Source organism: Neisseria animalis, assembly GCF_900636515.1.
GTDB lineage: Bacteria > Pseudomonadota > Gammaproteobacteria > Burkholderiales > Neisseriaceae > Neisseria > Neisseria animalis.
Map to the genome: position 1 here is coordinate 1,514,914 of NZ_LR134287.1, position 23,235 is coordinate 1,538,148.

The 23,235-nt window shown below is 51.4% G+C and carries 22 protein-coding genes; 6 read left to right on the forward strand and 16 right to left on the reverse strand.

From position 1 onward, the window contains the following. Positions 1-63: 63 nt before the first annotated feature. The 12 genes from EL111_RS07095 to EL111_RS07150 all read right to left on the reverse strand — a co-directional run bounded on the left by EL111_RS07095 (position 64) and on the right by EL111_RS07150 (position 12,729). The gene (locus EL111_RS07095) at positions 64-2,151 is read right to left on the reverse strand and encodes an LTA synthase family protein (RefSeq protein ID WP_231998368.1); all 2,088 of its coding nucleotides are present in this window, start codon (positions 2,149-2,151) and stop codon (positions 64-66) included. Between the two features lie 213 nt (positions 2,152-2,364). After that, positions 2,365-3,630 (reverse strand): flavodoxin-dependent (E)-4-hydroxy-3-methylbut-2-enyl-diphosphate synthase, encoded by a 1,266-nt coding sequence (gene ispG, locus EL111_RS07100; protein ID WP_123795908.1) that lies wholly within the window; start codon positions 3,628-3,630, stop codon positions 2,365-2,367. A 3-nt stretch (positions 3,631-3,633) separates the two neighbouring features. Beyond that, positions 3,634-4,494, reverse strand: a complete 861-nt coding sequence (locus tag EL111_RS07105; RefSeq protein ID WP_123795907.1) for a helix-turn-helix domain-containing protein — start codon at positions 4,492-4,494, stop codon at positions 3,634-3,636. Between the two features lie 4 nt (positions 4,495-4,498). Further along, positions 4,499-5,254 carry a type IV pilus biogenesis/stability protein PilW gene (pilW, locus tag EL111_RS07110; RefSeq protein WP_123795919.1) on the reverse strand — a complete coding sequence of 252 codons (756 nt, stop codon included), beginning with the start codon at positions 5,252-5,254 and terminating at the stop codon, positions 4,499-4,501. A 12-nt stretch (positions 5,255-5,266) separates the two neighbouring features. Continuing rightward, the gene (gene rlmN, locus EL111_RS07115) at positions 5,267-6,355 is read right to left on the reverse strand and encodes a dual-specificity RNA methyltransferase RlmN (RefSeq protein WP_123795906.1); all 1,089 of its coding nucleotides are present in this window, start codon (positions 6,353-6,355) and stop codon (positions 5,267-5,269) included. A gap of 537 nt (positions 6,356-6,892) precedes the next feature. After that, the gene (ndk, locus tag EL111_RS07120) at positions 6,893-7,318 is read right to left on the reverse strand and encodes a nucleoside-diphosphate kinase (protein WP_123795905.1); all 426 of its coding nucleotides are present in this window, start codon (positions 7,316-7,318) and stop codon (positions 6,893-6,895) included. A 134-nt stretch (positions 7,319-7,452) separates the two neighbouring features. Continuing rightward, complete coding sequence (gene zapE / locus EL111_RS07125) at positions 7,453-8,592, reverse strand: cell division protein ZapE (RefSeq protein ID WP_123795904.1); 1,140 nt, start codon at positions 8,590-8,592, stop codon at positions 7,453-7,455. Positions 8,593-8,809: 217 nt separating this feature from the next. Then, a complete protein-coding gene (locus EL111_RS07130) occupies positions 8,810-9,124 on the reverse strand; it encodes an integration host factor subunit beta (protein ID WP_123795903.1) in 315 nt (104 codons plus the stop codon). Positions 9,125-9,137: 13 nt separating this feature from the next. Then, positions 9,138-10,823, reverse strand: a complete 1,686-nt coding sequence (rpsA, locus tag EL111_RS07135) for a 30S ribosomal protein S1 (RefSeq protein ID WP_123795902.1) — start codon at positions 10,821-10,823, stop codon at positions 9,138-9,140. Positions 10,824-10,989: 166 nt separating this feature from the next. Further along, positions 10,990-11,649, reverse strand: a complete 660-nt coding sequence (gene cmk / locus EL111_RS07140) for a (d)CMP kinase (RefSeq protein WP_123795901.1) — start codon at positions 11,647-11,649, stop codon at positions 10,990-10,992. A gap of 63 nt (positions 11,650-11,712) precedes the next feature. After that, the gene (locus EL111_RS07145; RefSeq protein ID WP_123795900.1) at positions 11,713-12,192 is read right to left on the reverse strand and encodes a hypothetical protein; all 480 of its coding nucleotides are present in this window, start codon (positions 12,190-12,192) and stop codon (positions 11,713-11,715) included. A 72-nt stretch (positions 12,193-12,264) separates the two neighbouring features. Further along, entirely contained in the window at positions 12,265-12,729 is a 465-nt protein-coding gene (locus tag EL111_RS07150) for an Lrp/AsnC family transcriptional regulator (RefSeq protein ID WP_123795899.1), read from the reverse strand. A 243-nt stretch (positions 12,730-12,972) separates the two neighbouring features. Here EL111_RS07150 and EL111_RS07155 point away from each other — a divergent pair, with 243 nt between their 5' ends. Both EL111_RS07155 and EL111_RS07160 read left to right on the forward strand, forming a co-directional pair. After that, positions 12,973-13,677 carry an AzlC family ABC transporter permease gene (locus tag EL111_RS07155; protein WP_231998369.1) on the forward strand — a complete coding sequence of 235 codons (705 nt, stop codon included), beginning with the start codon at positions 12,973-12,975 and terminating at the stop codon, positions 13,675-13,677. Then, complete coding sequence (locus EL111_RS07160; RefSeq protein WP_123795898.1) at positions 13,674-13,976, forward strand: AzlD family protein; 303 nt, start codon at positions 13,674-13,676, stop codon at positions 13,974-13,976. The genes EL111_RS07155 and EL111_RS07160 overlap by 4 nt, the downstream gene beginning before the upstream one ends. A gap of 261 nt (positions 13,977-14,237) precedes the next feature. Here the strand turns inward: EL111_RS07160 and EL111_RS07170 are convergent, their stop codons facing one another. Both EL111_RS07170 and EL111_RS07175 read right to left on the reverse strand, forming a co-directional pair. Further along, on the reverse strand, positions 14,238-15,497 hold the full coding sequence (locus EL111_RS07170; protein ID WP_123795917.1) for an RsmB/NOP family class I SAM-dependent RNA methyltransferase: 1,260 nt from the start codon (positions 15,495-15,497) through the stop codon (positions 14,238-14,240). 107 nt (positions 15,498-15,604) lie between these two features. Beyond that, the gene (locus EL111_RS07175; RefSeq protein WP_123795897.1) at positions 15,605-16,138 is read right to left on the reverse strand and encodes an inorganic diphosphatase; all 534 of its coding nucleotides are present in this window, start codon (positions 16,136-16,138) and stop codon (positions 15,605-15,607) included. A 199-nt stretch (positions 16,139-16,337) separates the two neighbouring features. Here EL111_RS07175 and EL111_RS07180 point away from each other — a divergent pair, with 199 nt between their 5' ends. Both EL111_RS07180 and EL111_RS07185 read left to right on the forward strand, forming a co-directional pair. Next, positions 16,338-17,132, forward strand: a complete 795-nt coding sequence (locus EL111_RS07180; protein WP_123795896.1) for a thymidylate synthase — start codon at positions 16,338-16,340, stop codon at positions 17,130-17,132. Positions 17,133-17,302: 170 nt separating this feature from the next. Next, positions 17,303-17,608, forward strand: coding sequence for a hypothetical protein (locus EL111_RS07185; RefSeq protein ID WP_123795895.1), 306 nt, complete (start codon positions 17,303-17,305; stop codon positions 17,606-17,608). A gap of 186 nt (positions 17,609-17,794) precedes the next feature. Here EL111_RS07185 and lapB read toward each other — a convergent pair whose 3' ends face one another. Next, positions 17,795-18,964 (reverse strand): lipopolysaccharide assembly protein LapB, encoded by a 1,170-nt coding sequence (gene lapB / locus EL111_RS07190; RefSeq protein ID WP_123795894.1) that lies wholly within the window; start codon positions 18,962-18,964, stop codon positions 17,795-17,797. Between the two features lie 15 nt (positions 18,965-18,979). Continuing rightward, entirely contained in the window at positions 18,980-19,315 is a 336-nt protein-coding gene (locus EL111_RS07195) for a LapA family protein (RefSeq protein WP_123795893.1), read from the reverse strand. 389 nt (positions 19,316-19,704) lie between these two features. Here EL111_RS07195 and ilvE point away from each other — a divergent pair, with 389 nt between their 5' ends. Beyond that, positions 19,705-20,703 carry a branched-chain-amino-acid transaminase gene (gene ilvE, locus EL111_RS07200; protein ID WP_123795892.1) on the forward strand — a complete coding sequence of 333 codons (999 nt, stop codon included), beginning with the start codon at positions 19,705-19,707 and terminating at the stop codon, positions 20,701-20,703. A gap of 249 nt (positions 20,704-20,952) precedes the next feature. Beyond that, positions 20,953-23,016 (forward strand): capsule polysaccharide biogenesis protein, encoded by a 2,064-nt coding sequence (locus tag EL111_RS07205; RefSeq protein WP_123795891.1) that lies wholly within the window; start codon positions 20,953-20,955, stop codon positions 23,014-23,016. The last annotated feature ends 219 nt before the right edge of the window (positions 23,017-23,235 follow it).

Here is a 23,235-nt window from a genome sequence, read left to right on the forward strand (position 1 = left end):
CCGTACTATGTGTACTGTCTGCGGCTTCGCTGCCTTGTCTCATTCTTATTTTATTCGACTATATTATTGCATTGTTGCCATTCTGTTCAGCAACCAATCCAAAAACGCGCCGTATGTTCTGCCCCGTTTGACCTGCTCTTGCTCTTCTGTCGGAATATCGTCCACGGCCGTAGCCAGCAGCAGTTTTTCTTTATCGCGCCACTTGCGGAATGTGCCTTGTTCAATATCGGTTGCCCCGCTTTCCGTGATGACGATATGTTTGTTGTAACCGTATCCGCACCATGTATCGCCATGATTATCCGGAGCGGTCAGATTGCAGCCGGTTTTCAAGTACGCCTGTTCGGGAATACTCAAAGCATACAGGGTCGGCATTACATCTTTATGCGAACCGACACGTTCGGGGCGGTATACCGCTTCACCGCGCAGCTGTTCCGGTACATACAGATAAAACGGCACAGCATGACCCAATGCCTGTTCTTCCGCCGAAGCATAGCCGATGCCCCGCATATTGTGGTCGCCGGTTGCCGCCACAATGGTCTTACCGCTCTGCTTTACCTCATCAATAAATGCGCCCAAGCTATCGTTGGCATAGCGGAAGGTATTGAAAGCCTCCTCTATTTCGGCGGGCTTGCCCAACTGTTGCAGACGGCTTTGTTCTTCAGCATCAAGCGCCATGCCGATACGCTCGCCCGTTGGCGGCAGGCGGTATGGCGGATGGTGGGTAATCGACAACATCAGGATAAATACCGGCTGCCCTTCCCGCTCTGCACGCTGCAAACGCTCGGCGGCATAACGGAACATATATTCGTCCGGCACACCCCAAGTATCGTTGACCGCTTCAGGATAGCGGCGGCGCAATGCCGTTTCGTCTATAAATTCATCAACGCCCAGATGTTTGGTAAAGTTGTTAAAATCACGCCAGCCTCCGTTGCCCGCCGTAATATAGACGGTTTGGTATCCTGAGGCTTTAAACGGGGCAAACAGATTGGTGGGATATTTTTTATTTTTTGCCGTACTTTGGCTGATATTGTTTAACGGACTGCGGATAAATAAGCGGTGCATGGTATCCGCCGTACCGTCGCCCTCGGAAACAAAACGGGTAAACAGCCAATCCTGCTGAAAATGAGGGCGCAATCTGCCCAAAAGGTCGCGCTGCAAAGTATCGAACCGGAACAGGTGCGTACCCATGCTCTCCATAACGGCCAAGGCGACATTCGGTCTGGCCGGCAGCTTGTTCTGCTGCGTTTTGGCGGCCAACTCTGTCCAATCCGCACCCGCAACCTGTCGCCCGGTCATCACGGAAAACAGTTTCCGCCCTTCTTCATCTCCCACTTCGTGAAAGCTGCTGCTGCGGTATTCGCCCACCGCCCAACTTAAGGCGGTAACGGCATTGGGAACCAGTTTGTTCAAGATGGCAAGCGATGAAACCTGCGCGTCCGACTGGCGCAACGGAAACTTCCCAAAAGATGTGCGGATACCGGCCGTTAATGCCAATACGATCATCAAAACCCATAATATCCGCTGCCACCAAGTATCGCTGCAGCGGGTTTCCTTTGCCGCCATGCGAATATGCAGACGGCGGAAGATTTGCTGAAACAGCCAGCCGACTGCCAACACGGCAAATATTATCCAAATAACGGGGTAATCCGTCCAAATGGTTTGCAGAACCGCTTGGGTATCGTCTTCCAACAATCCGAAAACGAATACGTCAAACGGGCGGTCATATACCGCATAATAAAATATGTTGCCCGAAGTCAACGCGGCAAGCAGCGTCAACAGCAGCGCGGCACAGCGGTAATGTATGCGGTATACGGCCGCCATCAGTTTTTGGTTTGCCAAACCCAATAATGCGGCCAACACCAATATTGCCGACATCAAGGATACGGTTTTAATGTCGAATAAAAAGCCTTTCAACCACATTGCGGCAACATCGGCAGAATAGGCCGTCTGCAAATCCGCACCGGCATAACGCCCGAACAAATATCCGCGCCCTGCCGCACACACCATGATGCCCGCAGTAAAAAACAGCAACCACTCCGGCAACAGCTTTTTAAACCACACCCATTTCATGATTATTCTTTCACCAATATGCTCATTCGGCATAAAAAATACGGCATAGCCCAACCTGCCTGCCGCTTTGTTTCGTTTCATATTGTCCGGCTGTGCTTTCCACTTCACCAGCAAAGCCGTTTTAAAGATAGCTGTCCGCTGGCCAAAAATGCAAAAAGCAGACGGCCTTACCGCCGCCCGATTGGGTTTCCAGCCCTCGTCAAATTGCAAAGCGGGCAGAACCGCCACTCCCAACCTACTGCATCAGTTTGCTCGGAAGAAGAAGTTTGCCCGCAATATCCTTCTTACTTGTCGTCAACGCGGCTGAATCGGAATAATCTTCGGCTGATTACGCTTGGCACCGCCTTCGCAGTAATTGGCTTCGACGTATTCTTCAACAATCTTCAAAAACTCGGCAGCAATATTGTCGCCTTTTAAAGTCACTTTGCGTTCGCCGTCTACATACACCGGCGCGACAGGCGTTTCGCCCGTGCCCGGCAAGCTGATACCGATATCCGCCAACTTGCTCTCCCCGGGGCCGTTTACCACGCAGCCCATCACGGCAACATTCAACGACTCTACCCCCGGATAAACAGTACGCCACACGGTCATTTTCTGACGCAGGTAGTTTTGCACGTCTTGCGCCAACTCTTGGAATACGGTGCTGGTGGTGCGGCCGCATCCGGGACACGCCGTAACCATCGGCGTAAACGAACGCAATCCCATGGTTTGCAGGATTTCCTGCCCCACTACCACTTCTTGAGTACGCGGGCTGCCCGGCTCGGGCGTCAATGAAATACGGATGGTATCCCCGATGCCTTCCTGTAATAAAACAGACAACGCGGCCGTTGAGGCAACAATGCCTTTGCTGCCCATTCCCGCTTCGGTCAAACCCAAATGCAGCGGATAGCGGCAGCGGCTGCCCAGCTCGCGGTAAACTTGAATCAAATCCTGTACGGCACTGACTTTGCACGACAAAATGATTTTATCTTCCGGCAGCCCGAGGCTGACGGCTTTCTCAGCGGATTCAAGCGCGGACACAATCAGTGCTTCTTTCATCACTTCTTCCGGTGCCCGCGGATTGGCAGATGCCAAATTTGCATCCATCATGCGCTTGGCCAGACTTTGGTCGAGCGAACCCCAGTTCACACCGATACGCACGGCTTTATTGTGCTCTGCCGCGGTTCGAATCATATAGGCGAATTTTTCATCGCCCTTCGCACCCTTGCCGACGTTACCCGGATTGATGCGGTATTTTGACAATGCTTTGCCGCACTCGGGAAACTCGGCCAACAGGCGCTCTCCGTTGAAATGGAAATCGCCGATGAGCGGTGTGGTATAGCCCATATCATCTAAACGGCTGCGGATTTCGGCCACTTTGGAAGCCGCCTCCGGGCTGTTGACGGTAATCCGAACCATCTCCGATCCGGCATCACTCAATTCCTTAACCTGCAATGCCGTTGCTTCGGCATCTGCCGTATCGGTATTGGTCATAGACTGCACCACAACGGGAGCTTCCGAACCTATGGTAATGTGGTCAATTTGTACCTGATGGGTAGACCGGCGTTTGAGTGTGTTCATGGTTTATTTTCCTGCGCGGAAGGAAACGGATTTTCGTCCTTCCCTACGGTATGCTTTCAAATCAATCGGTGTGCCGCCGAAATTGGCTTGCGCTTCGGCAGCAATGCCAATCCAAACTTCATAAGGTGCGCCGCCGCGCTCCCTGTGTTCGCTCCCTGCTGCCACAATGCCTTCAAATACCAGCTTGCCGCTGTTATCCCGGATAACCAAACGGCTGCGGTAGTGAGGTTTAATCCACAGTTCATCGGCCGCAACGCTGACTTCCGGAACAACCGGTTCGGAAGCGGCTGCCTGCTTCAAGGTATCCGAAGCGGCAACTTCCATGCTGCTTTCTTCAGTCATCGGCGATACGGTTACATTGCTGGCTTGCAATGCCGGCGCCTGCAGGCTGTTTTGTACGGCATTGCTGTCTGCTTCGTTCTGCCGGTTGTTTTCCGTTTGGGATTTGTTCTGCCAAGCATAGATCCCTCCGCCAACCAGCAACAATGCCGCCAAAGCCAAAATCCATTTAGGGAACGCCGTTTTTCCACCTTCCCGATAATCGAAACCGCCATCTTCCTTGCGGTTGACCAAATAGGCATGGCTGCTTTCCTGCGGCACGACGGTTTGCAGACGGCCTTCAATCTCCGATGTGTCCATATTGATCATACGGGCATAGGAGCGTAAAAAACCCATCACGAATACAACGCCGGCAAAAGATGAATAATCACCTTTTTCCAAGGCTTCGATCTGCTGCTCCGACAGCTTCAAGCGCTGGGCAACGTCTGCAACAGAAATACCTGATTTTTCGCGGATTTGCCGCAATTCGCCACCCAATGCTCGAGCGGCTTCTTTGTGATAAACGTGTGATGACTGGTTCTGCATGAGTTTAACGACCCGTGGTAATGGTTTGCAACGCCTCCGAATAAGGGAAACGTGCCTTCAGTTGTTCTTCATAGATAGCGGCCTGTCGGGTATCGCCCGAAGCCTGCGCCAACTGCCAGCCCAACAACAAATCATCGGCCGGCAACAAGCCGTTTGTTTGATTCAGGTATTGGCGGAAGTGGCTGTTTGCTTCGCTCAGACGGCCTTGCTGCCATTTGGCACGCGCCCACTCTTTGAATACCGGCGCAAATTCGGGATTGGCGGCCAACGCACGTTCAAAATAGGCATCGGCAAGCGCATATTGCCCTGATTTCGCACTGCATACGCCTTTATTAAAATGGGCGACATAAGGCGTAGGATAAGTCGGATCCGCCAATGCTTTATCAAAATAAGCAATCGCCTCGGCAGGACGGTTCAACCTGCTGCAAACAAACCAGCCGTAGTTATTATTGGCTTCCGCACTGTCCGGCTTCAGCGACAATGCCGTCCGGAAACTTTCCTGCGCTTTATCATCTACCTTCAGATATTGGTAAATCCCCGCCCGCACCAACCACGCTGCTTCGTTTTTGCGGTTGGCTCCCAAAGCCTCTTCTATGCTGGCGGTTGCCTGCCGGTAGTTTTCCGACCGCATATATTCCAATGCCAAACGGGTTTTGATGTCCGACACTTGCTCCGCGCGCATCTTGGCTTCCGAACCGAGATTTGTTCCGCAAGCTGCCAAGATACATGCGGACAACACCGGCAGCCAGTTTGCCTTCATCATTGATTCGCCTTATTTCTCCACCACAATCTGCTGCCATTTCTGCTGGCGTTTGGTTTTATCCTGAACCTGCCCCGCCAGTTGTCCGCAAGCTGCGTCGATGTCATCTCCACGGGTTTTGCGAACCGTAACCACAAAGCCTGCCTGCTGCAGAATATCGCGGAAAATGCGGATATTCTCATTGCTGGAACGCTCGTAACCCGAGTTTGGGAACGGATTGAACGGAATCAGATTGAATTTGCACGGTACGTCTTTAACCAGCTCGATCAATTCCCGGGCGTGTTGCGCTTTGTCATTAATGCCGTCGAGCATCACATATTCAAAAGTAATGAAGTCCCGCGGTGCTTTAACCAAATAACGCTGACACGCCGCCATCAATTCTTTCAGCGGATATTTTTTATTCAGCGGCACAATCTCATCGCGCACTGTATCGTTGGAGGCGTGCAGCGACACGGCCAACGCCACCGGTACGGCATCTCGTAATCTGTCCATTTGCGGCACCATTCCCGAAGTGGAAACCGTTACCCTGCGGCGGCTCAAACCGTAGCCGTGGTCGTCGAGCATAATGCTCAAAGCGGTAACGACATTGTCGAAATTCGCCATCGGCTCGCCCATGCCCATCATGACCACATTGGAAATCACGCGTTCGTTTTTCGGCGTAACGCCCATGGCTTTGTTTGCCCACCACAGTTGTCCGATAATTTCGGCGGCCGTCAGATTACGGTTGAAACCTTGTCGCCCTGTCGAACAAAACGTACATTCCAATGCACAGCCTACTTGCGAGGAGATACACAGCGTACCGCGCTCGGCTTCGGGAATAAATACCGTTTCCACGCCGTTGCCCGTACCGACATCCAGCAGCCATTTCCGCGTGCCGTCCGAAGACTCCTGCGCGGTCATCAACTGCGGAATGCCGATTACTGCCTGTTCGTTCAATTTGTAACGCAATGATTTGGCCAAGTCGGTCATTTCATCAAAATCAGCCGCACCGGCTTGATGAATCCAACGCATCACCTGTTTGGCACGAAACGGCTTTTCGCCCATTTGTGCAAAGTGTTCGGTCAATCCCGGCAAATCAAAATTCAGTAGATTGGTTTTCATGTATTCTGAAGACTTTATGCTGATCGGAATATGCTGCCGATTATCCGGCATGGCGCACATTCTCTGTTTACTTTACTCATCAGGCCGTATCCTGAAGCGGTACGGATAATCTGTCTTCTGCGCCGACAGTTATCCAACCGACACAACCATCAAAGCCAGCCAATAACAGTATCTTTATCCATTCCGTACTCAAACGGTTAAATTAAAACGACAAAACATAGTTATCTGACACAGAACAATACGGTATTGCCACACCCTAGCCGAAGAGACGGCCAAGCGAAGCTGCTGAAGCAGTCAGCCTACACCCGATATTGTCTGTACAGTCTGCGGCTTTTTTCCATTCTGCGTTATTCGACAATACATAATATGCCGCTTTAATTTAACTGCCTGAAACCCGAAATCAAGTTTGCAAGCCATATCTGCCGCATTTGCAGACGGCCTTTCCAACAATCATGCCGTCTGCAAATACAGCAAACACAGTTTTCCGGCCGCCCGAACAGAAAAATACTGTCCGAACGGCACGGTTTTGCCCGGAAATTAGCGTGGGCAGATTTCGCTGTCTTGGAAGAAGTAAGCAATTTCGATTGCCGCATTCTCCAAGCTGTCGGAACCGTGAACAGCATTGGCATCGATGGAAGCTGCGAAATCCGCGCGAATTGTGCCCGGAGCAGCTTCGGCAGGATTGGTTGCACCCATCAGCTCGCGGTTTTTCGCTACGGCATTTTCACCTTCCAAAACCTGAATCATCACCGGTCCGCTGGTCATGAAAGCCACCAAGTCGGCAAAAAACGGGCGTTCTTTGTGTACGGCGTAAAAGCCTTCGGCTTCGGCTTTACTCAAATGTTTCATTTTGGCAGCAATGATACGCAAACCGTTGTCTTCAAAACGGCTGTAAATTTTACCGATAACATTTTTACCTACAGCATCAGGTTTTACAATGGAAATAGTACGTTCGATAGCCATAAAATTCTCCTTAACATATTGGGGTTTATATCATGATTACCGACAAAAGCCGTCTGCAAAACAACGGCACGGACAAGCGGCGCTATTCTACCAAAATTCCTTACGGCTTGGTAAAAAGCTGGGGTATGCGGCGGTTATTTCCGACCGAGAGTCAAATGGGGCTGTTCCAAATACACTTCCGACTGCATCTCCACCATACGGCTGGCAGTACGGGTAAACTCTTGGGCAAAATCACCTTCCACATAAATATCGTTTACATCAACCGCGCTGGTGGCGCACAATTTGACCCGGAAATCATACAACACGTCGATCAGCCAAGTCAGACGGCGCGCCTCGGCTTTTTCCTGCGGGGTAAGACGTTCCAAGCCCGATACGAATACGATTTCGTAATGTTCCGCCAGATGCAGGTAGTCAGCCTGTGAGCGAGGGCCGAAACACAAAGCGCGGAAGTCAAACCAAACCGCACGTTCCGCATTCGCCTTGTGCGGAATCTCACGACCGTGAATAATACTGATACCCGGATTCAGTTCAGACAAGCCCGACATATCTTTAAACAGCGCGGCCAGTTTTTGTTCGTTTTCCTCACTGTTCGGAACAAAGAAAATCTCCGCCGGTTTCAAAGTACGCAAACGGTAGTCTTCCCCTCCGTCCACATTTAAAACGGTCAAGCTGGCTTCAATCAAAGCAATGGTCGGCAAAAAGCTGCTGCGGTTCTGCCCTTGCGGATACAGCTCCGACGGCGCATAGTTGGACGTTGCCACCACCACCACTCCTTCATTGAGCAGATTTTCCAGCAAACGACCCAAAATCATCGCATCGGCAATGTCGCTGACGTGAAATTCGTCAAAACACAAAACCCGTGTTTCATTAGAAATTTCCAAAGCCACCGCTTTAAGCGGATTAGCCTCACTTTTCAACCCTTTCAAGCGGTTATGGATTTCCGCCATAAACGCATGAAAGTGTACGCGGCGTTTGCGCTTATACGGCAAACAGCCGAAAAACGCATCCATCAAAAAGCTCTTGCCTCGTCCGACACCGCCGTAAAAATACAAACCTTTCGGCACTTGGGGAGAACGTAAGCTGCGCCCCAAAAACCGGTTGCGCTTACGCTTGAACATCATCAATTCCGTCCATAAACGGTCCAGATATTCTATTGCGGTTGCCTGAGCCTTATCGCTGATAAAGCCCGGCTGTTGTGCTGCGGCCTGATACCAAGTTAACGGACTGTGGTTTTCAAAAGAAGGGGGAACAAACAAATTTTCTCTATCACTCATTCTCTAGCCTTATTTTCATTATCGCGGATTGTGTTGTCTGCAACGGCAACCGGATTATTGTACAAATATGTTGCCTGAATCGGCATTATAAATGATTTCAGACGGCCTCCAAGCCCGATTACCATGTATTCTCCCGCACTCTGTCATAATTTGACGTTATATATCGGATTTATATAAGAAAAAACGCCGCATTTCTGCGGCGTTTGCTTTACTGGTTTCAATTGGCGTCTTTTTGTAAAGCCATATCCACGCGTTCACGCAATTCTTTACCCGGTTTGAAGTGGGGAACGTGCTTTTCGGGCACTTCCACACGTTCTCCGGTTTTCGGATTACGGCCAATACGCGCCGGACGATGGTTCAAGTCGAAGCTGCCGAAACCGCGGATTTCAATGCGTTGGCCGCGTGCCAGCGATCGGGTCATGGTATCCACCAAAACTTTTACGCTGTACTCAACATCTTTGGCCATCAGCTGGTTACCGTTTTTCTCGGCAAATACCTCTGCCAAACGAACCATTAATTCAGACTTGGTCATCTTGTCCGCAACCTTATTCTTGGTCGCCTGACAGTTTGGCTTTCAGCAGGTCACCCAAGCTGGTTGTACCGGCGCTGGCAGTTGCGGCTGCATTTACCGAGTTCAGTACATCGCGGCTTTCTTTAGCGTCTTTTGCTTTTACAGACAAGCGGATGCTGCGGTTTTTGCGGTCAACGGTAACGATAACGGCTTCAACTTCGTCGCCTTCGTTCAGCTTGGTTGACAAGTCTTCAACGCGGTCGGCGGCAAATTCGGCAGCCGGCAGGTAGGCTTCAACTTCTTCAGTCAGCGCAACCACAGCACCTTTGGCATCAACAGACTTCACAGTACCTTTAACCAAAGCACCTTTGTCGTTTACGCTGATGAAGTTATTGAACGGATCGCCTTCCAGTTGCTTGATGCCCAAAGAGATACGCTCTTTGTCAACGTCGATGGCCAATACAACGGCTTCAACTTCTTCGCCTTTTTTGTATTTGCGTACAGCTTCTTCGCCGGACTCGGTCCAAGACAGATCAGACAAGTGAACCAGACCGTCGATACCACCCGGCAAGCCTACGAATACGCCGAAGTCGGTGATGGATTTAACCGCACCGGAGATTTTGTCACCTTTGTTGTGGTTGGCGGCAAACTCTTCCCAAGGATTGGCTTGGCATTGTTTCATGCCCAAAGAGATACGGCGGCGGTCTTCGTCGATTTCCAGAATCATTACTTCGACTTCGTCACCCAACTGTACCACTTTGCTCGGGTGTACGTTTTTGTTGGTCCAGTCCATTTCGGAAACGTGTACCAAACCTTCGATGCCTTGTTCGATTTCAACGAATGCACCGTAGTCGGTCAGGTTAGACACTTTACCGAACAGACGGGTACCCTGCGGGTAACGGCGAGTCAGACCGTTCCAAGGATCTTCGCCCAGTTGTTTCATACCCAGAGAAACGCGTTGTTTTTCTTGGTCGAATTTCAGCACTTTGGCTTCAACTTCCTGACCAACTTCCAACACTTCGCTCGGGTGTTTCACACGGCGCCATGCCAGATCGGTAATGTGCAGCAAACCGTCGATGCCGCCCAAGTCAACGAATGCACCGTAGTCAGTGATGTTTTTAACGATACCTTTAACCACTGCACCTTCTTGCAGGTTTTCCAGCAGGGCTTTGCGCTCTTCGCCCAAAGTCGCTTCCAGAACCGCGCGGCGGGATACCACAACATTGTTGCGTTTTTTGTCCAACTTGATGACTTTGAACTCAATCTCTTTGCCTTCAAAGTGAGAGGTGTCTTTCACCGGACGTACATCAACCAAAGAACCCGGCAGGAATGCGCGGATGCTGTTGATCATAACGGTCAGGCCGCCTTTTACTTTGCCGTTGATGACGCCGGACAGAATGTCGCCGTTTTCCATGGCTTCTTCCAGAGCAATCCAGTCGGCAGCGCGTTTGGCTTTTTCGCGTGACAATTTGGTTTCGCCGAAACCGTTTTCAACGGATTCGATGGTTACGGTAACGAAATCGCCTACTTTAACTTCAATCTCGCCCTGAGCGTTTTTGAATTCAGCTACGTCAATCAGAGATTCTGATTTCAGGCCGGCGTTTACGGTTACGAAGTTTTGGTCGATGCCTACTACCTCGGCAGTAATCACCTCACCCGGATTCATCTCTTGCAGGGTAAAGCTTTCTTCCAACAGCTGGGCAAAATTTTCCATAGTCATATACTAACTCTTTTCGGTACACCGCCAAGGGGTGCGGGGTTGGTTGTGAAAATCTGCCGCCCTTGGCGCGACAGACGGATAAAATGCAATATATGCAGACGGCCTTTTACCTGAAAGGCCGTCTGCAAAAAACTTTTCGGATTATACAGCAGTTTTTCCAAATAATTCAAACATTATGATACCAGTCCAATACTTTTTTTACTGCCTCTTCAATGTTTAATTCCGTGGTATCCAAAAGCTGCGCGTCCGGCAGTTGCCGCAAGGGCGCAACTGCTCTGCGGCGGTCAGCCTCGTCTCGTGCTTCGATGTCCGACAAAATGCGGTCGAACTCCAAACCTTCGCACGGCAGTCCGATTTGTTTGGCACGCCGTTCGGCACGCACGCGGGCACTGGCGGTCAGAAACACTTTCAAAGCAGCATCAGGGAAAATAACCGAACCGATATCGCGCCCGTCGGCCACCAAACCTTTTTCCGTCAGAAAATCGCGCTGGCGTTGCAGTAAGGCTTCACGCACTTTCGGCAGCTGCGCCACCGCCGATGCGCCCATACCGATGGCTTCGCTGCGGATTTGCGCGGATACGTCTTCCTCTTCCAGCCATACCGAGCCGTCTGCAAATTTAGCCGGCAGGTTTTCCGCCAAGGCAGCCACGCCCGCTTCATCTGTCCATTCCACCTGCTGCTTCCGGGCATACAATGCCGTCAAACGGTACAGCGCACCCGAGTCCAGATAATCAAAGCCCAAAGCTGCCGCAACGCGCGAAGCAACCGTTCCTTTTCCCGAAGCACTCGGTCCGTCAATCGCAATAACTTTTTGCTTGCCTGACATAACAATACTCTCTGTGTTTTTGATAAAAACGGCACAGGCCGTCTGCAAATTCAAGCCGGTTACTTATCTTCGGCCACGAGCCTTATCGAAACGCCGTCGCATCTTGGTAAGCTCTTTCTCGAAGGCTGCGTCCTCATAAATATCCTTGCGCCCTTCAAGAATACCGTACCCGCGCCGCTCTTCAAGTTGTTTGAGATACGCAGCAGAGAAAGAACCATCGGGGTCTGCCATCTTTTCGAGAATATCCCAATAGCGTCTGACCGTACCAAGTTCCTTCTCGTGTACGAAGTATTTCCTAGAACCTACCAACAGTATGCACTCGCCGCTATACTTATAAAACCACTTATAGAAATACAATCCTGCTCGGTTTGAAATCCATTTCAAAGTCATTTCGCAACGGGCAGGGTCTTTTAAAGCGGGTATCAGACTTGGGTTTCTCTGCATGAAATCCGCAAATGCCTGACGCGCTTCGTCTGCTTCGTAAGGGGATTCGTAACCTACGGCCAAATATTTGAACGGCAGCATTTCAGAAAGCGTTTGCATAACAAAAATCCTCAAAGTTGGATAAACAGCCTGCTCAAGTATGCCTCATTATAAGAAATTTCTGCCGTTTTTTTAAGCCTGTAAGGGCAGATCCGTATCCGATTTAACCACCAGCAGCGGAATATCGGTTCTGATGTTCTGCACGCCCGGCAGCCGTGCAAGATAATCAGTATGAAAACGCCAATACGCCTGCAAATCGGCGGTAACAATCCGCAGCAGGAAATCGCTGTCGCCCGCCATCAGATGACATTCGGTAATCTGCTTCAGACGGCATACTGCTTCGGTAAACTGCCTGACGGTTTCGCCGTCCTGACTTTTCAGCCATATCCGCGCAAACACAGTAAAACCCAAGCCGATTTTTTCCGCACTCAGCTTCGCACTGTAACGCTCGATAATACCGGCTTCTTCCAATAATTTGACTCGCCGCAAACAGGAAGACGGCGACAGCCCGACCTGTTTTGCCAGCTCGATATTCTGCAGCCTGCCGTCCTGCTGCAAGGCGGTGAGGATTTTGCGGTCGATGTTATCCGGCTTCATACCTGCTCAATTCGATAAATTCATTATTTATTGAAATTCTATGCCGATTTTAGCCGAAACAAACAAAGATTTGCAACCCAATGCCGTCTGCAAAAGTTTATAATATAGTCGAATAAAATAAGAATGAGACAAGGCAGCGAAGCCGCAGACAGTACACATAGTACGGCAAGGCAAAGCAACGCAGTATCATTCTTATTTTAAATGACTATAACGCTCCAACTATTAGGATATTGACCAACCAATATGTCTCCCACACCCCAATCAGAATTTATACGCGGCATGAAAGAATGCTCCCCCATGCTGATCGGTCTTTTGCCTTGGGCATTGATTCTCGGCGTTCAAGGCGGTCAGAAAGGCATGAGCTGGGCAGAAATGCTGATGATGACCATGATGAACTTCGCCGGCGGTTCGGAATTTGCCGCCGTCAACCTGTGGGCCGATCCTCTGCCGATACTGCTGATTGCGACGGTGACCTTGATGATTAATTCGCGCCACATTCTGATGGGGGCGGCGCTTGCTCCTTATCTGAAGCACACACCGCTCAAAAAAGTCATGCCTGCGCTGTTTTTTATGTGCGACGAAAGTTGGGCACTGGGTTTGGCAGAGGCGCAAAAACGCAAAGCGCAAGGACTGCCTGCATTCAATATGCCCTTTTATGCCGGAGCGTGTACCGTACTGTATCTTTCTTGGGCTTCCTTTGCCGCAATCGGCGCGGCGGTCGGCCCGATGTTCGGCGATATTGCAGCATGGGGGTTCGGCATGGCGTTTCCTGCGGTATTTTTGGTACTGCTGCGCGGAATGTGGAAAAGTTTTGCCGCCTCGCGCCCGTGGCTGGTCAGCTTGGTCACGGCGGCAGCGGTGTATCTGACGACTGACGGCGCATGGTATGTACCGGCAGGCGCATTATCCGGCCTGTTTGCGGCTTATTGGTGGGGAGAAACTGCATGAACATCGCTTTCAACGCATTTTTAGCGTGCCTCGCCATGCTTGCCGTTACCTACTCTACCCGCCTGATTGGTTTTTTCGCCTTACGCAACCGCACATTGAGCCGCCGCGCACAAGTGGTGATGGAAGCCGCTCCGGGCTGCGTACTGATTTCGGTTATCGCGCCGTATTTTGTTTCCGACAAACCGCACGAACTTGTTGCCATCGCGCTGACTGTTTTGGCCGCCGGCCGTTTATCCATGCTGCCCACCGTATTAATCGGCGTAGGCACATCAGGTCTGCTCGGCTATTTATTAAGCTGAATGCCGTCTGCAAAACAGCCGTTATATGAAAAATATAGTCGAATAAAATAAAAATGATACAAGGCAGCAAAGCCGCAGACAGTACGAATAGCACGGCAAGGCGAAGCAACGCTGTATCATTTTTATTTTAAATGACTATATAACAACCGTTTTGCAGACGACATATTCAAACCTGTTCAAACAAAAACCGCAGCCCGGCTTCATCATGCGGCTGCGGCTTTCACCCTACGGCTTGCTGTTCCGCCGGCTTATTGACTAGCCCTACTGTTTCTTTTGAAATACCGCAGCAAAAAAACCGTCTGTTTGATGCTCTGCCGAACTCAGGCGCAGGTATTTTCCGGTGTTCAAATCAATTTTCAAACCCGCCAGCAACGCCCCGCAATCAAGCAGCTCAAATTCCGGATGCTCGACAAGGAAACGCTCTGCCTGCATTTCATTTTCTTCCGGCAAAACCGAACAGGTCGCATAAACCAGACGGCCTTGCGGCTTAACCAAATCCGCTGCCGCCGACAAAATGCTGTGTTGCTGTGCCAACAGCTTGGTAACGGTTTCCGGCGATTGGCGGTATTTCAAATCAGGATTGCGCCGCAGCGTTCCCAAGCCGGAACACGGCGCGTCAACCAAAACACGGTCGGCTTTGCCATGCAGGCGGCCGATGCGCGTATCGTGCTCGCTGCTGATGCGTTCGGGGTGAATATTGGTCAATCCCGCACGGGTCATGCGCGGCTTGAGGTTGGCAAGGCGTTTTTCGGCCACATCAAAGGCATAAATCCGCCCTTTGTTTGCCATTTGCGCGCCGATGGCCAGCGTTTTGCCGCCTGCTCCGGCGCAAAAGTCTACCACAATTTCCCCGCGCTTCGCCCCCAGCAGCAAAGCCAAGAGCTGGCTGCCTTCGTCTTGTACTTCCAATGCGCCGTCCAAAAACAATTCATGTTTGTTCAACACAATTTTATCTTTCAAGCGTATGCCCCACGGCGAAAATAGCGCAGCCTCGGCGGCAATGTCTTCATTTTGCAACTGCGCCAACACTTTGTCGCGCTTGGCCTTCAAGGTATTGACGCGTATATCCAAAGGAGCCGCGCTGTTTACGCTGCGCCCGAACGCCAGCACTTCTTCATCTGTATAATGCTGTTGCAACTGCTCCACCAACCATTGAGGCAGCTCGGCAGCAGTTGTGATGCCGTCTGCAAATTCGGCCTTCCGCGCTTTCAAACGGCTTAAAAATTCTTTATCTTCCTCGTCCAAAATATCTTGGATTTGGCTGATGTTCATACTGCGGCCGAGTACCAGCGCAGCCAGTGCGGCTTTACGCGCCTGAGCAGCCGGGCGGCGGAGTGCCGCAGAAATTTTCTGATGATGGCGCAATGCGGCAAACGCCGTTTCGGCGATTTCATGACGGTCTTGGCGGCCGAGTTTTTTATGTTCGCGGAAATAGGCGGAAAGCACGGCATCGGCAGGCTGCTTGAAGGTCAGCATTTCGGCCAGCACGGCGGCGGTATGTTCAATCTGAATGGCATTCATGTCGATAGGAAAAACGGGAAAGATAACAGCGGAAACGCCGTCTGCAAACCAAGCGTTGAAACACTTGGTATTTGCAGACGGCATTATATGGCGGTACTGCCGGCAGCTTAAGCCTGACGGTTCCAGCGTTCGATGGATTCCTTAATCACTTCTTTGGCTTCTTCCACGCCGCCCCATTTGGTCACTTGGGTCGTGCCTGCTTTTTTCAGGTCTTTGTAGTGGTTGAAGTGGAACTCGATTTGCTTGATTAATTGTTGCGGCAGATCTTCCAATGTTTGGTAAGCATTGCCGTTGTTGCGGTCGTCGGCAGGTACGCAGACGATTTTGTCGTCAACTTCGCCGTCGTCAACGAATTTCATCACGCCGATTACACGCGCTTCCAAAAATACGCCGGTTGCCAGCGGCTGCTCGGTGACCAGCAATACGTCCAATTCATCGCCGTCTTCGTCCAAAGTTTGCGGGATAAAGCCGTAGTTGGTCGGTTTGGCGAAAATCGCAGGCTCTACGCGGTCGAGTTGGAAAGCCGCCAGCTTGCGGTTCCATTCGATTTTGTGGTTGCTGCCTTGCGGAATCTCGTTGACAACATTAATGATACCGCCGTCCACGTCGCCCGGAGTCAGAATTTGGTTGAAATCAGCCATGATATTCCTTTATTTTAGATAACAAGTTCAAACCCTTGAAGTATAGCAAACATCATGCCGTCTGAAAAAACAAATTTGCGCCAAACCGCGGTTTGATAATACACCCCGTATCGCTTCCGCGTGTTTTGCAGACGGCATTTTCCGCAACAGAGTGCTACAATACACCTTATCTATTCCAACCATACACATAAGGAAAGCCATGAAAGCCTATTTAGACTTGATGCGCCACGTTCTCGAACACGGCACCGACAAATCCGACCGCACCGGCACCGGCACGCGCTCGGTATTCGGCTACCAGATGCGTTTTGATTTGAATCAGGGCTTTCCGCTTTTGACCACCAAAAAGCTGCACCTGCGCTCCATTATCCACGAGCTGTTGTGGTTTCTCAAAGGCGACACCAACATCAAATATCTGAAAGACAACAATGTCTCCATTTGGGACGAATGGGCGGACGAAAACGGCGACTTAGGCCCGGTGTACGGCTACCAATGGCGCAGTTGGCCCGCTCCCGACGGCCGCCACATCGACCAAATCAGCAACCTGATCGAACAAATCAAAAAAAATCCCGACTCGCGCCGCTTGATTGTCTCTGCATGGAATCCGGCTTTGGTGGACGAAATGGCGCTGCCGCCCTGCCACGCGCTGTTCCAATTCTACGTTGCAGACGGCAAACTTTCCTGCCAACTGTACCAGCGCAGCGCCGACATTTTCTTGGGCGTGCCGTTCAACATCGCCAGCTACGCGCTGCTGACCATGATGGTGGCGCAAGTGTGCGGCTTGCAACCGGGAGAGTTTGTCCACACCTTCGGCGACGCGCATTTGTACAGCAACCATTTCGAGCAGGCGCAATTACAACTTGGCCGTGAACCGCGCCCGCTGCCTGTGATGAAGCTCAATCCCGAAGTCAAAGACCTGTTCGCCTTCACATTTGAAGACTTTGAATTGAGCAGTTACGACCCGCACCCGCACATTAAAGCCGAGGTAGCCGTCTGAGAACATATGAACCGCCCCCCAAGGCTTCAGGGGAGGCGGCTTTTTCAGCATATCGCCAATCGAAACCATCGCTACATCAGGCAGCGGTTCAGAAGCCTAAGCGTTCCGTATTTTTTATTGCAAACGGCTGTCTGAAAGGCCGTCTGCAAAACAGCCGAAAAGGAAAAAACATGACCCTCCGAGCCCTTGCATTATTCGCCGTCACAGCCGCACTTACTTCCGCACCGCTACACGCCCGTAGCCTGCACCAAAGCAAACCTTTATCGTTTGAAGAGTTGCCTGAAATCTGCCAAAGCCACTTTACCCGCGCCCAAGCCTGCTACCAAAAAGCCGGCAAAGCAGCAGAGTTCCACAAAGGCAATACTGATTTTCTACGCCAATCCCTGCCTGCCGCCACCGCCGAACAGCGCGAACGCATGTGCAAAATAGCCGAAGAAGCGTTTGCTGAAAAAGCAGCACAGCTCAAATGCGAATAAGCCGAAACCGGCAACAAAAAGCCGTCTGCAAAATTAGATTTTGCAGACGGCTTTTTCAATATAGTCATTTAAAATAAGAATGATACGGCGTTGCTTTGCCTTGCCGTACTACGTGTACTGTCTGCGGCTTCGCTGCCTTGTCTCATTCTTATTTTATTCGACTATATATACACCCTGTCAGACTGCCTATACTTCAATCTTATTCGGCGTAAAAGTTTCCCATTTGTTACACGCCGGGCAGTGCCAGAAAAAAGCCTGTGATTTGAAATGGCAGTTGCGGCAGCGGTACATCACGCTTTTTTGCAACTGGCGGCCGACCACCGAGCGCATCATATCCGCATCAGCTTTCCATGCGGGGCTCATGTCGCTGAGTTTCAAGCCGAGCAAACGGTACACGCCGTTTAAATCAGGCTTTTTGCGCACCAACTCGACAGCAGTCTGCGCCGCCTCGGTTTCGCCTTTCAGCAGCAGAGATTTTTCATAAATCACATTAATCAAGTCCAAATCCGGGAAAGTCTGCATGAAACCGATTAAACGGTTCAAACCCTCCTCCTGCTTGTCTTGCGCCGCGTAGGCTTCGTAAAGTTTCTCGCCAACCATGCTCAAATAAGCGTGATTTTGCTGCTCGATTGCGCCATAAGCCTCGACAGCAGCAGGGAAATTGCCCTGTTTGGCTTCGATGTCTCCCAAAATCATATTGGCACGGCTGCATTTTTTATTCGCTTCCAATGCCTTGCCGATGTTGTAGCGGGCAACATCGAAATTGGATTTGAATAACGCCGTCTGCGCCAGCTCGCAGTAAAATTGGGCGATTTCAAACTGGTAGGTTTGCTCGTTACGGCTCAACTGTTGCGCCATTTCGATGGCTTTTTCCCAGTCTCTGTCCTGCTGGTAGATACTCATCAGGTGCTGGCGGGCTTCTCGGGCCATGTCGCCTTCCTGCAACTCGAGGAAAATCTGCTCCGCCCGGTCAACCAAACCTGCGCTTTGGTAGTTTTGCGCCAATTCAAACAGCACCCGCTCACGCTTGCTCCCCACCGTATCGGGCGATTCCAGCAATGCTTGGTGCATGTTGATGGCCTTATCGTTTTCCCCGCGCTGGCGGTAGAGCTTGCCCAAGGTCAGGTTCAAATCGTAAGACTGCGGCTGCTGATCAACCACTTCCGCCAATGCACGGGCGGCTCGGCCGTTGTTGCGGTCCACCAGCGCATCGAGGCTTTTATAAAAACCTGTCGGAATGCTTTTTGCCTGTTTCAACACGGTTTTCATGTCGACACGGGCAGCAAACCACCCCATTGCGAAAAACACCGGTAATAAGATAATCGGCAGCAGGATAGCCCAAAGTTCGTTATCCATATTTTTCCTTTGATATTATTTGGAAGGCGTCTCGGCTGTTTCCTGAGCAGCAGGAGCAGACGGCACAACAGGGGTTGCGGCTTGAATTTCCTGCTCACCCATACGGGCGTGTTTCTTCACTTCCGCACGCAGACGGTTATTTTCGCTACGCAAACGCAACAGTCGGCCAAACAAAGCAAACATACCGAAAACAATGCCCACGACAAATGCGCCGAACAACACCACAATCAGCGGCAGATTTACCGGCTGTCCGGGCAGGTAATAAAAGGATACGGTTTGGGTATTGCTGACGGCCAACAGCAAAAATACCAACAAAATCAGAATTTTAATAACAGTATAAAAAATTTTCATCAGAATCTCCGCAAAAGGACGCAAAGGCTGCCGGTTTGCCGCCCATGCCGTCTGAAAACAGGATTGGCGGTTAGTTTAAACGATTTGCGCCGTTTAGGATAGGACGGGCAGCAGTTTGCAGCCGAAGAAATTCAATTCCGCTGCCGCACCGCCAACCGCAGATTATGCAGGCAATACGCCAAAACAAGCCGGTGCCGTATCAGGGCTCTGCTTCGGAAAACCTGCCTTAATACTCTGCCAACGCGCATTTTCCCCGCGCCCACACTACTGTAAAATTGCCGACAATTTTCCCGCAAAATACTTGCCAAACCCATAAGCTAAGGGGTATTGTTTAGTCTTTTATTATCCCTTGTCCGAGCTGTTCGGCAAAAATAAGAAAGGCAAACATCATGACCAGACCTGTTCCCGCCGTATTCGGCAGCGTATTCCACGCAGAAATGCCCGTTATTTCCTTTAAAGACGGCGCATGGCAACCGGTCGAATGGCAGTCTTCCCAAGATTTGACAATCGCTCCGGGCGCACACGCGCTGCATTACGGCAGCGAATGCTTCGAGGGATTGAAAGCCTTCCGCCAAGCAAACGGCAAAATCGCGATGTTCCGCCCAAAAGCCAACATCGCCCGTATGCAGCAGAGCGCGGATATTTTGCATTTACCGAAACCGGAAACCGAAGCCTATCTCAATGCTTTGGTCGAGCTGGTCAAACGTGCGGCAGATGAGATTCCCGATGCGCCCGCTTCGCTGTATCTGCGCCCTACCTTAATCGGTACCGATCCGGTTATCGGCAAAGCCGGTGCGCCGTCTGAAACCGCGCTGCTGTATATTCTGGCTTCTCCTGTCGGCGATTACTTCAAAGTCGGCTCTCCGGTCAAAATTCTGGTGGAAACCGAAAATCTGCGCTGCGCCCCGCACATGGGCCGCGTCAAATGCGGCGGCAACTATTCCTCCGCCATGCCTTGGGTATTGAAAGCCAAAGCCGAATACGGCGCCAGCCAAGTTTTGTTCTGCCCGAACGGCGACGTACAGGAAACCGGCGCGTCCAACTTCATCTTAATCAACGGCAGCGAAATCATCACCAAGCCGCTGACCGATGAATTTCTGCACGGCGTTACCCGTGATTCCGTGCTGACGATTGCCAAAGATTTGGGCTACACCGTTACCGAACGCAACTTTACCGTTGACGAACTGAAAGCCGCGGTGAAAAACGGTGCGGAAGCCATTCTGACCGGTACGGCCGCCGTCATCTCTCCAGTAACTTCGTTTGTTATCGGCGGACAGGAAATCGAGGTAAAAAGCCAAGAGCGCGGTTACGCCATCCGCAAAGCCATCACCGACATCCAATACGGTCTGGCGGAAGACAAATACGGCTGGCTGGTCGAAGTATGCTGATGCACGCATGAAAACATGATTCGGAAACAGAACTTCCGCAGCGTTGTTCGGTTTCCGAATCATGTCTTGCGCCAATTAAAACGCCTGTAATGAAAATGCCTGTTTTGCAGACGGCCTTTTGATGCCGTCTGCAAATTCAGCCTTTCGGCATACCGTTTCGCACACAAGCCGTTGCGCCAAACCGCCTGATGACTGCCGCCACCCCGAACAGCAACACTGCAATTCCTTTCATTTATTGCTTCCCCTATCGTGAAAACCGCCTATATCCCCTCTTCCGGTATCCGCAAAATTCCCAATCTGAACCGCTTTCTGCCTGAATTTGCCATCAGTAAATCACCGGTCGGAGCAGAAGCCGTTATCGGCTGGGGCTTGCGTCCGACTACCCGCAAAGCCCGAGCGTTTGCTGCAAAACACTATTTGCCGTTTATCGCTTTGGAAGACGGCTTTGTCCGCTCGTTGGGCTTAGGCGTAGAGGGCTGGCCGCCGTTTGCCATGATCTTGGACGACATCGGCATTTATTACGACACCACACGCCCTTCACGTTTGGAACAACTGATTCTGGCAGCGGAAATGCCGTCTGCATTATTGGCAGAAGCGCAGGCAGCGGCGGATTTCATCGTCAATCAGCGTTTGTCCAAGTACAACCATGCTCCTGATTTTGAAACCGTTTTCCCCGAGTGGTGCGAAAAGCCGTCTGCAAAAAACGTGGTACTGGTTATCGACCAGACTTTTGGCGATATGGCGCTGCAATACGGCGGCGCGGACGAGCAAACATTCGTACAGATGTTTCAAGCGGCCTTGACAGAAAACCCTGATGCCGAAATCTGGGTCAAAACCCACCCTGATGTATTGTGCGGCAAAAAACGCGGTTATCTCACCGATTTGGTGCAGCAACCGCGCGTACGCCTGCTGGCCGCCGATGTCAACCCGATTTCATTGCTGCAGCAGGCAGATAAAGTTTATGCCGTGACTTCGCAAATGGGTTTTGAAGCCCTGCTCTGCGGCAAACCGCTGGTAACATTCGGCTTGCCGTGGTATGCAGGCTGGGGCGTGAGCGACGACCGCCACCCCGGTGCGGCAAACCTTGCCCGACAAAACCGCCGCGCGCCGCGCTCGCTCATGCAGCTTTTCGCCGCCGCTTACTTACAATACAGCCGCTATCTCAATCCGAATACCGGAGAAGCCGGCACGCTTTCCGATGTGCTGAACTACCTTGCGACCATGAGGCGGCAAAACGAAAAGCTGCGCGGCGAGATATATTGTGTCGGAATGTCGCTGTGGAAGCGTGCCGTCATCAAACCGTTTTTCCATTTCCCCTCATGCCGTCTGAAGTTTGTCGGATCGGTCAAAAAACTCAAACACACCGAATTCCCTGCCGATGCGCGCCTGCTGGCATGGGGCAACGGCAGGCAGGAAATTGCCGATTTTGCCGCGCGTCAAAACATACCGCTGCTGCGTATGGAAGACGGCTTTATCCGTTCGGTCGGATTAGGCTCCAATCTTGTGCCCGCGCTGTCGTTGGTCATCGACGATATGGGCATCTATTTCAATGCCGAAACCCCGTCCCGCTTGGAGCATATTCTGCAACACCAAGCATTCGGCGAGCATGATTTGCAGACGGCATTATCGCTGCAAACCGTGCTGACCGAATCAAACATCAGCAAATACAATGTTGGCAGCCGCTCGTTTTCCGTACCCGATACCGGCAAAACCGTTATCCTCGTCCCCGGACAGGTTGAAGACGATGCCTCGATCCGCTACGGCTCGCCCCAAATTTTCCGTAATCTGGATTTGCTCAAAGCCGTACGCGCGCGCAATCCCGATGCCTACATCGTGTACAAACCCCACCCTGATGTGGTGAGCGGCAACCGCACCGGCAGCATTCCGCCGGAAGAAACCGCCCGTTACGCCGACCAAACCGCCGCCGAAGCAGACATTCTTGCCTGTTTGCAGTATGCCGACGAGGTACACACCATGACCTCTCTTACCGGCTTCGAAGCCTTATTGCGCGGAAAAAAAGTCTGCTGCTACGGCCTGCCCTTTTATGCAGGCTGGGGGCTCACCGAAGATTTGCTGCCGATTCCCCGCCGCAGCCGCCGTCTCCGCCTGCCCGAGCTTGTCGCCGGAACACTGCTGCACTACCCGCAATACACCCACCCCGATACCTTGCAGGCAACCAATGCGCTGACCGCAGCCTTGGCTTTGGCCCAACAAAAGAGCAGACAAAAATCTTCTCACGGCATATACCGGAGCTGGCCGGCCAAACAAGTCGACAAAATCCGCCACCTGATCCGCTTGCTCAAACGACGTTGAAACCGTTTTTCTGTTTATTATCAATAATCGGCAACAATCCGCTTTACAAACACCGACATACCCCTTATATTTACTTCCTTTTACCGTTTCGTTTTCCCAAAATATAGTCGAATAAAATAAGAATGAGACAAGGCAGCGAAGCCGCAAACAGTACACATAGTACGGCAAGGCAAAGCAACGCTGTATCATTCTTATTTTAAATGACTATAAAAACGCAGA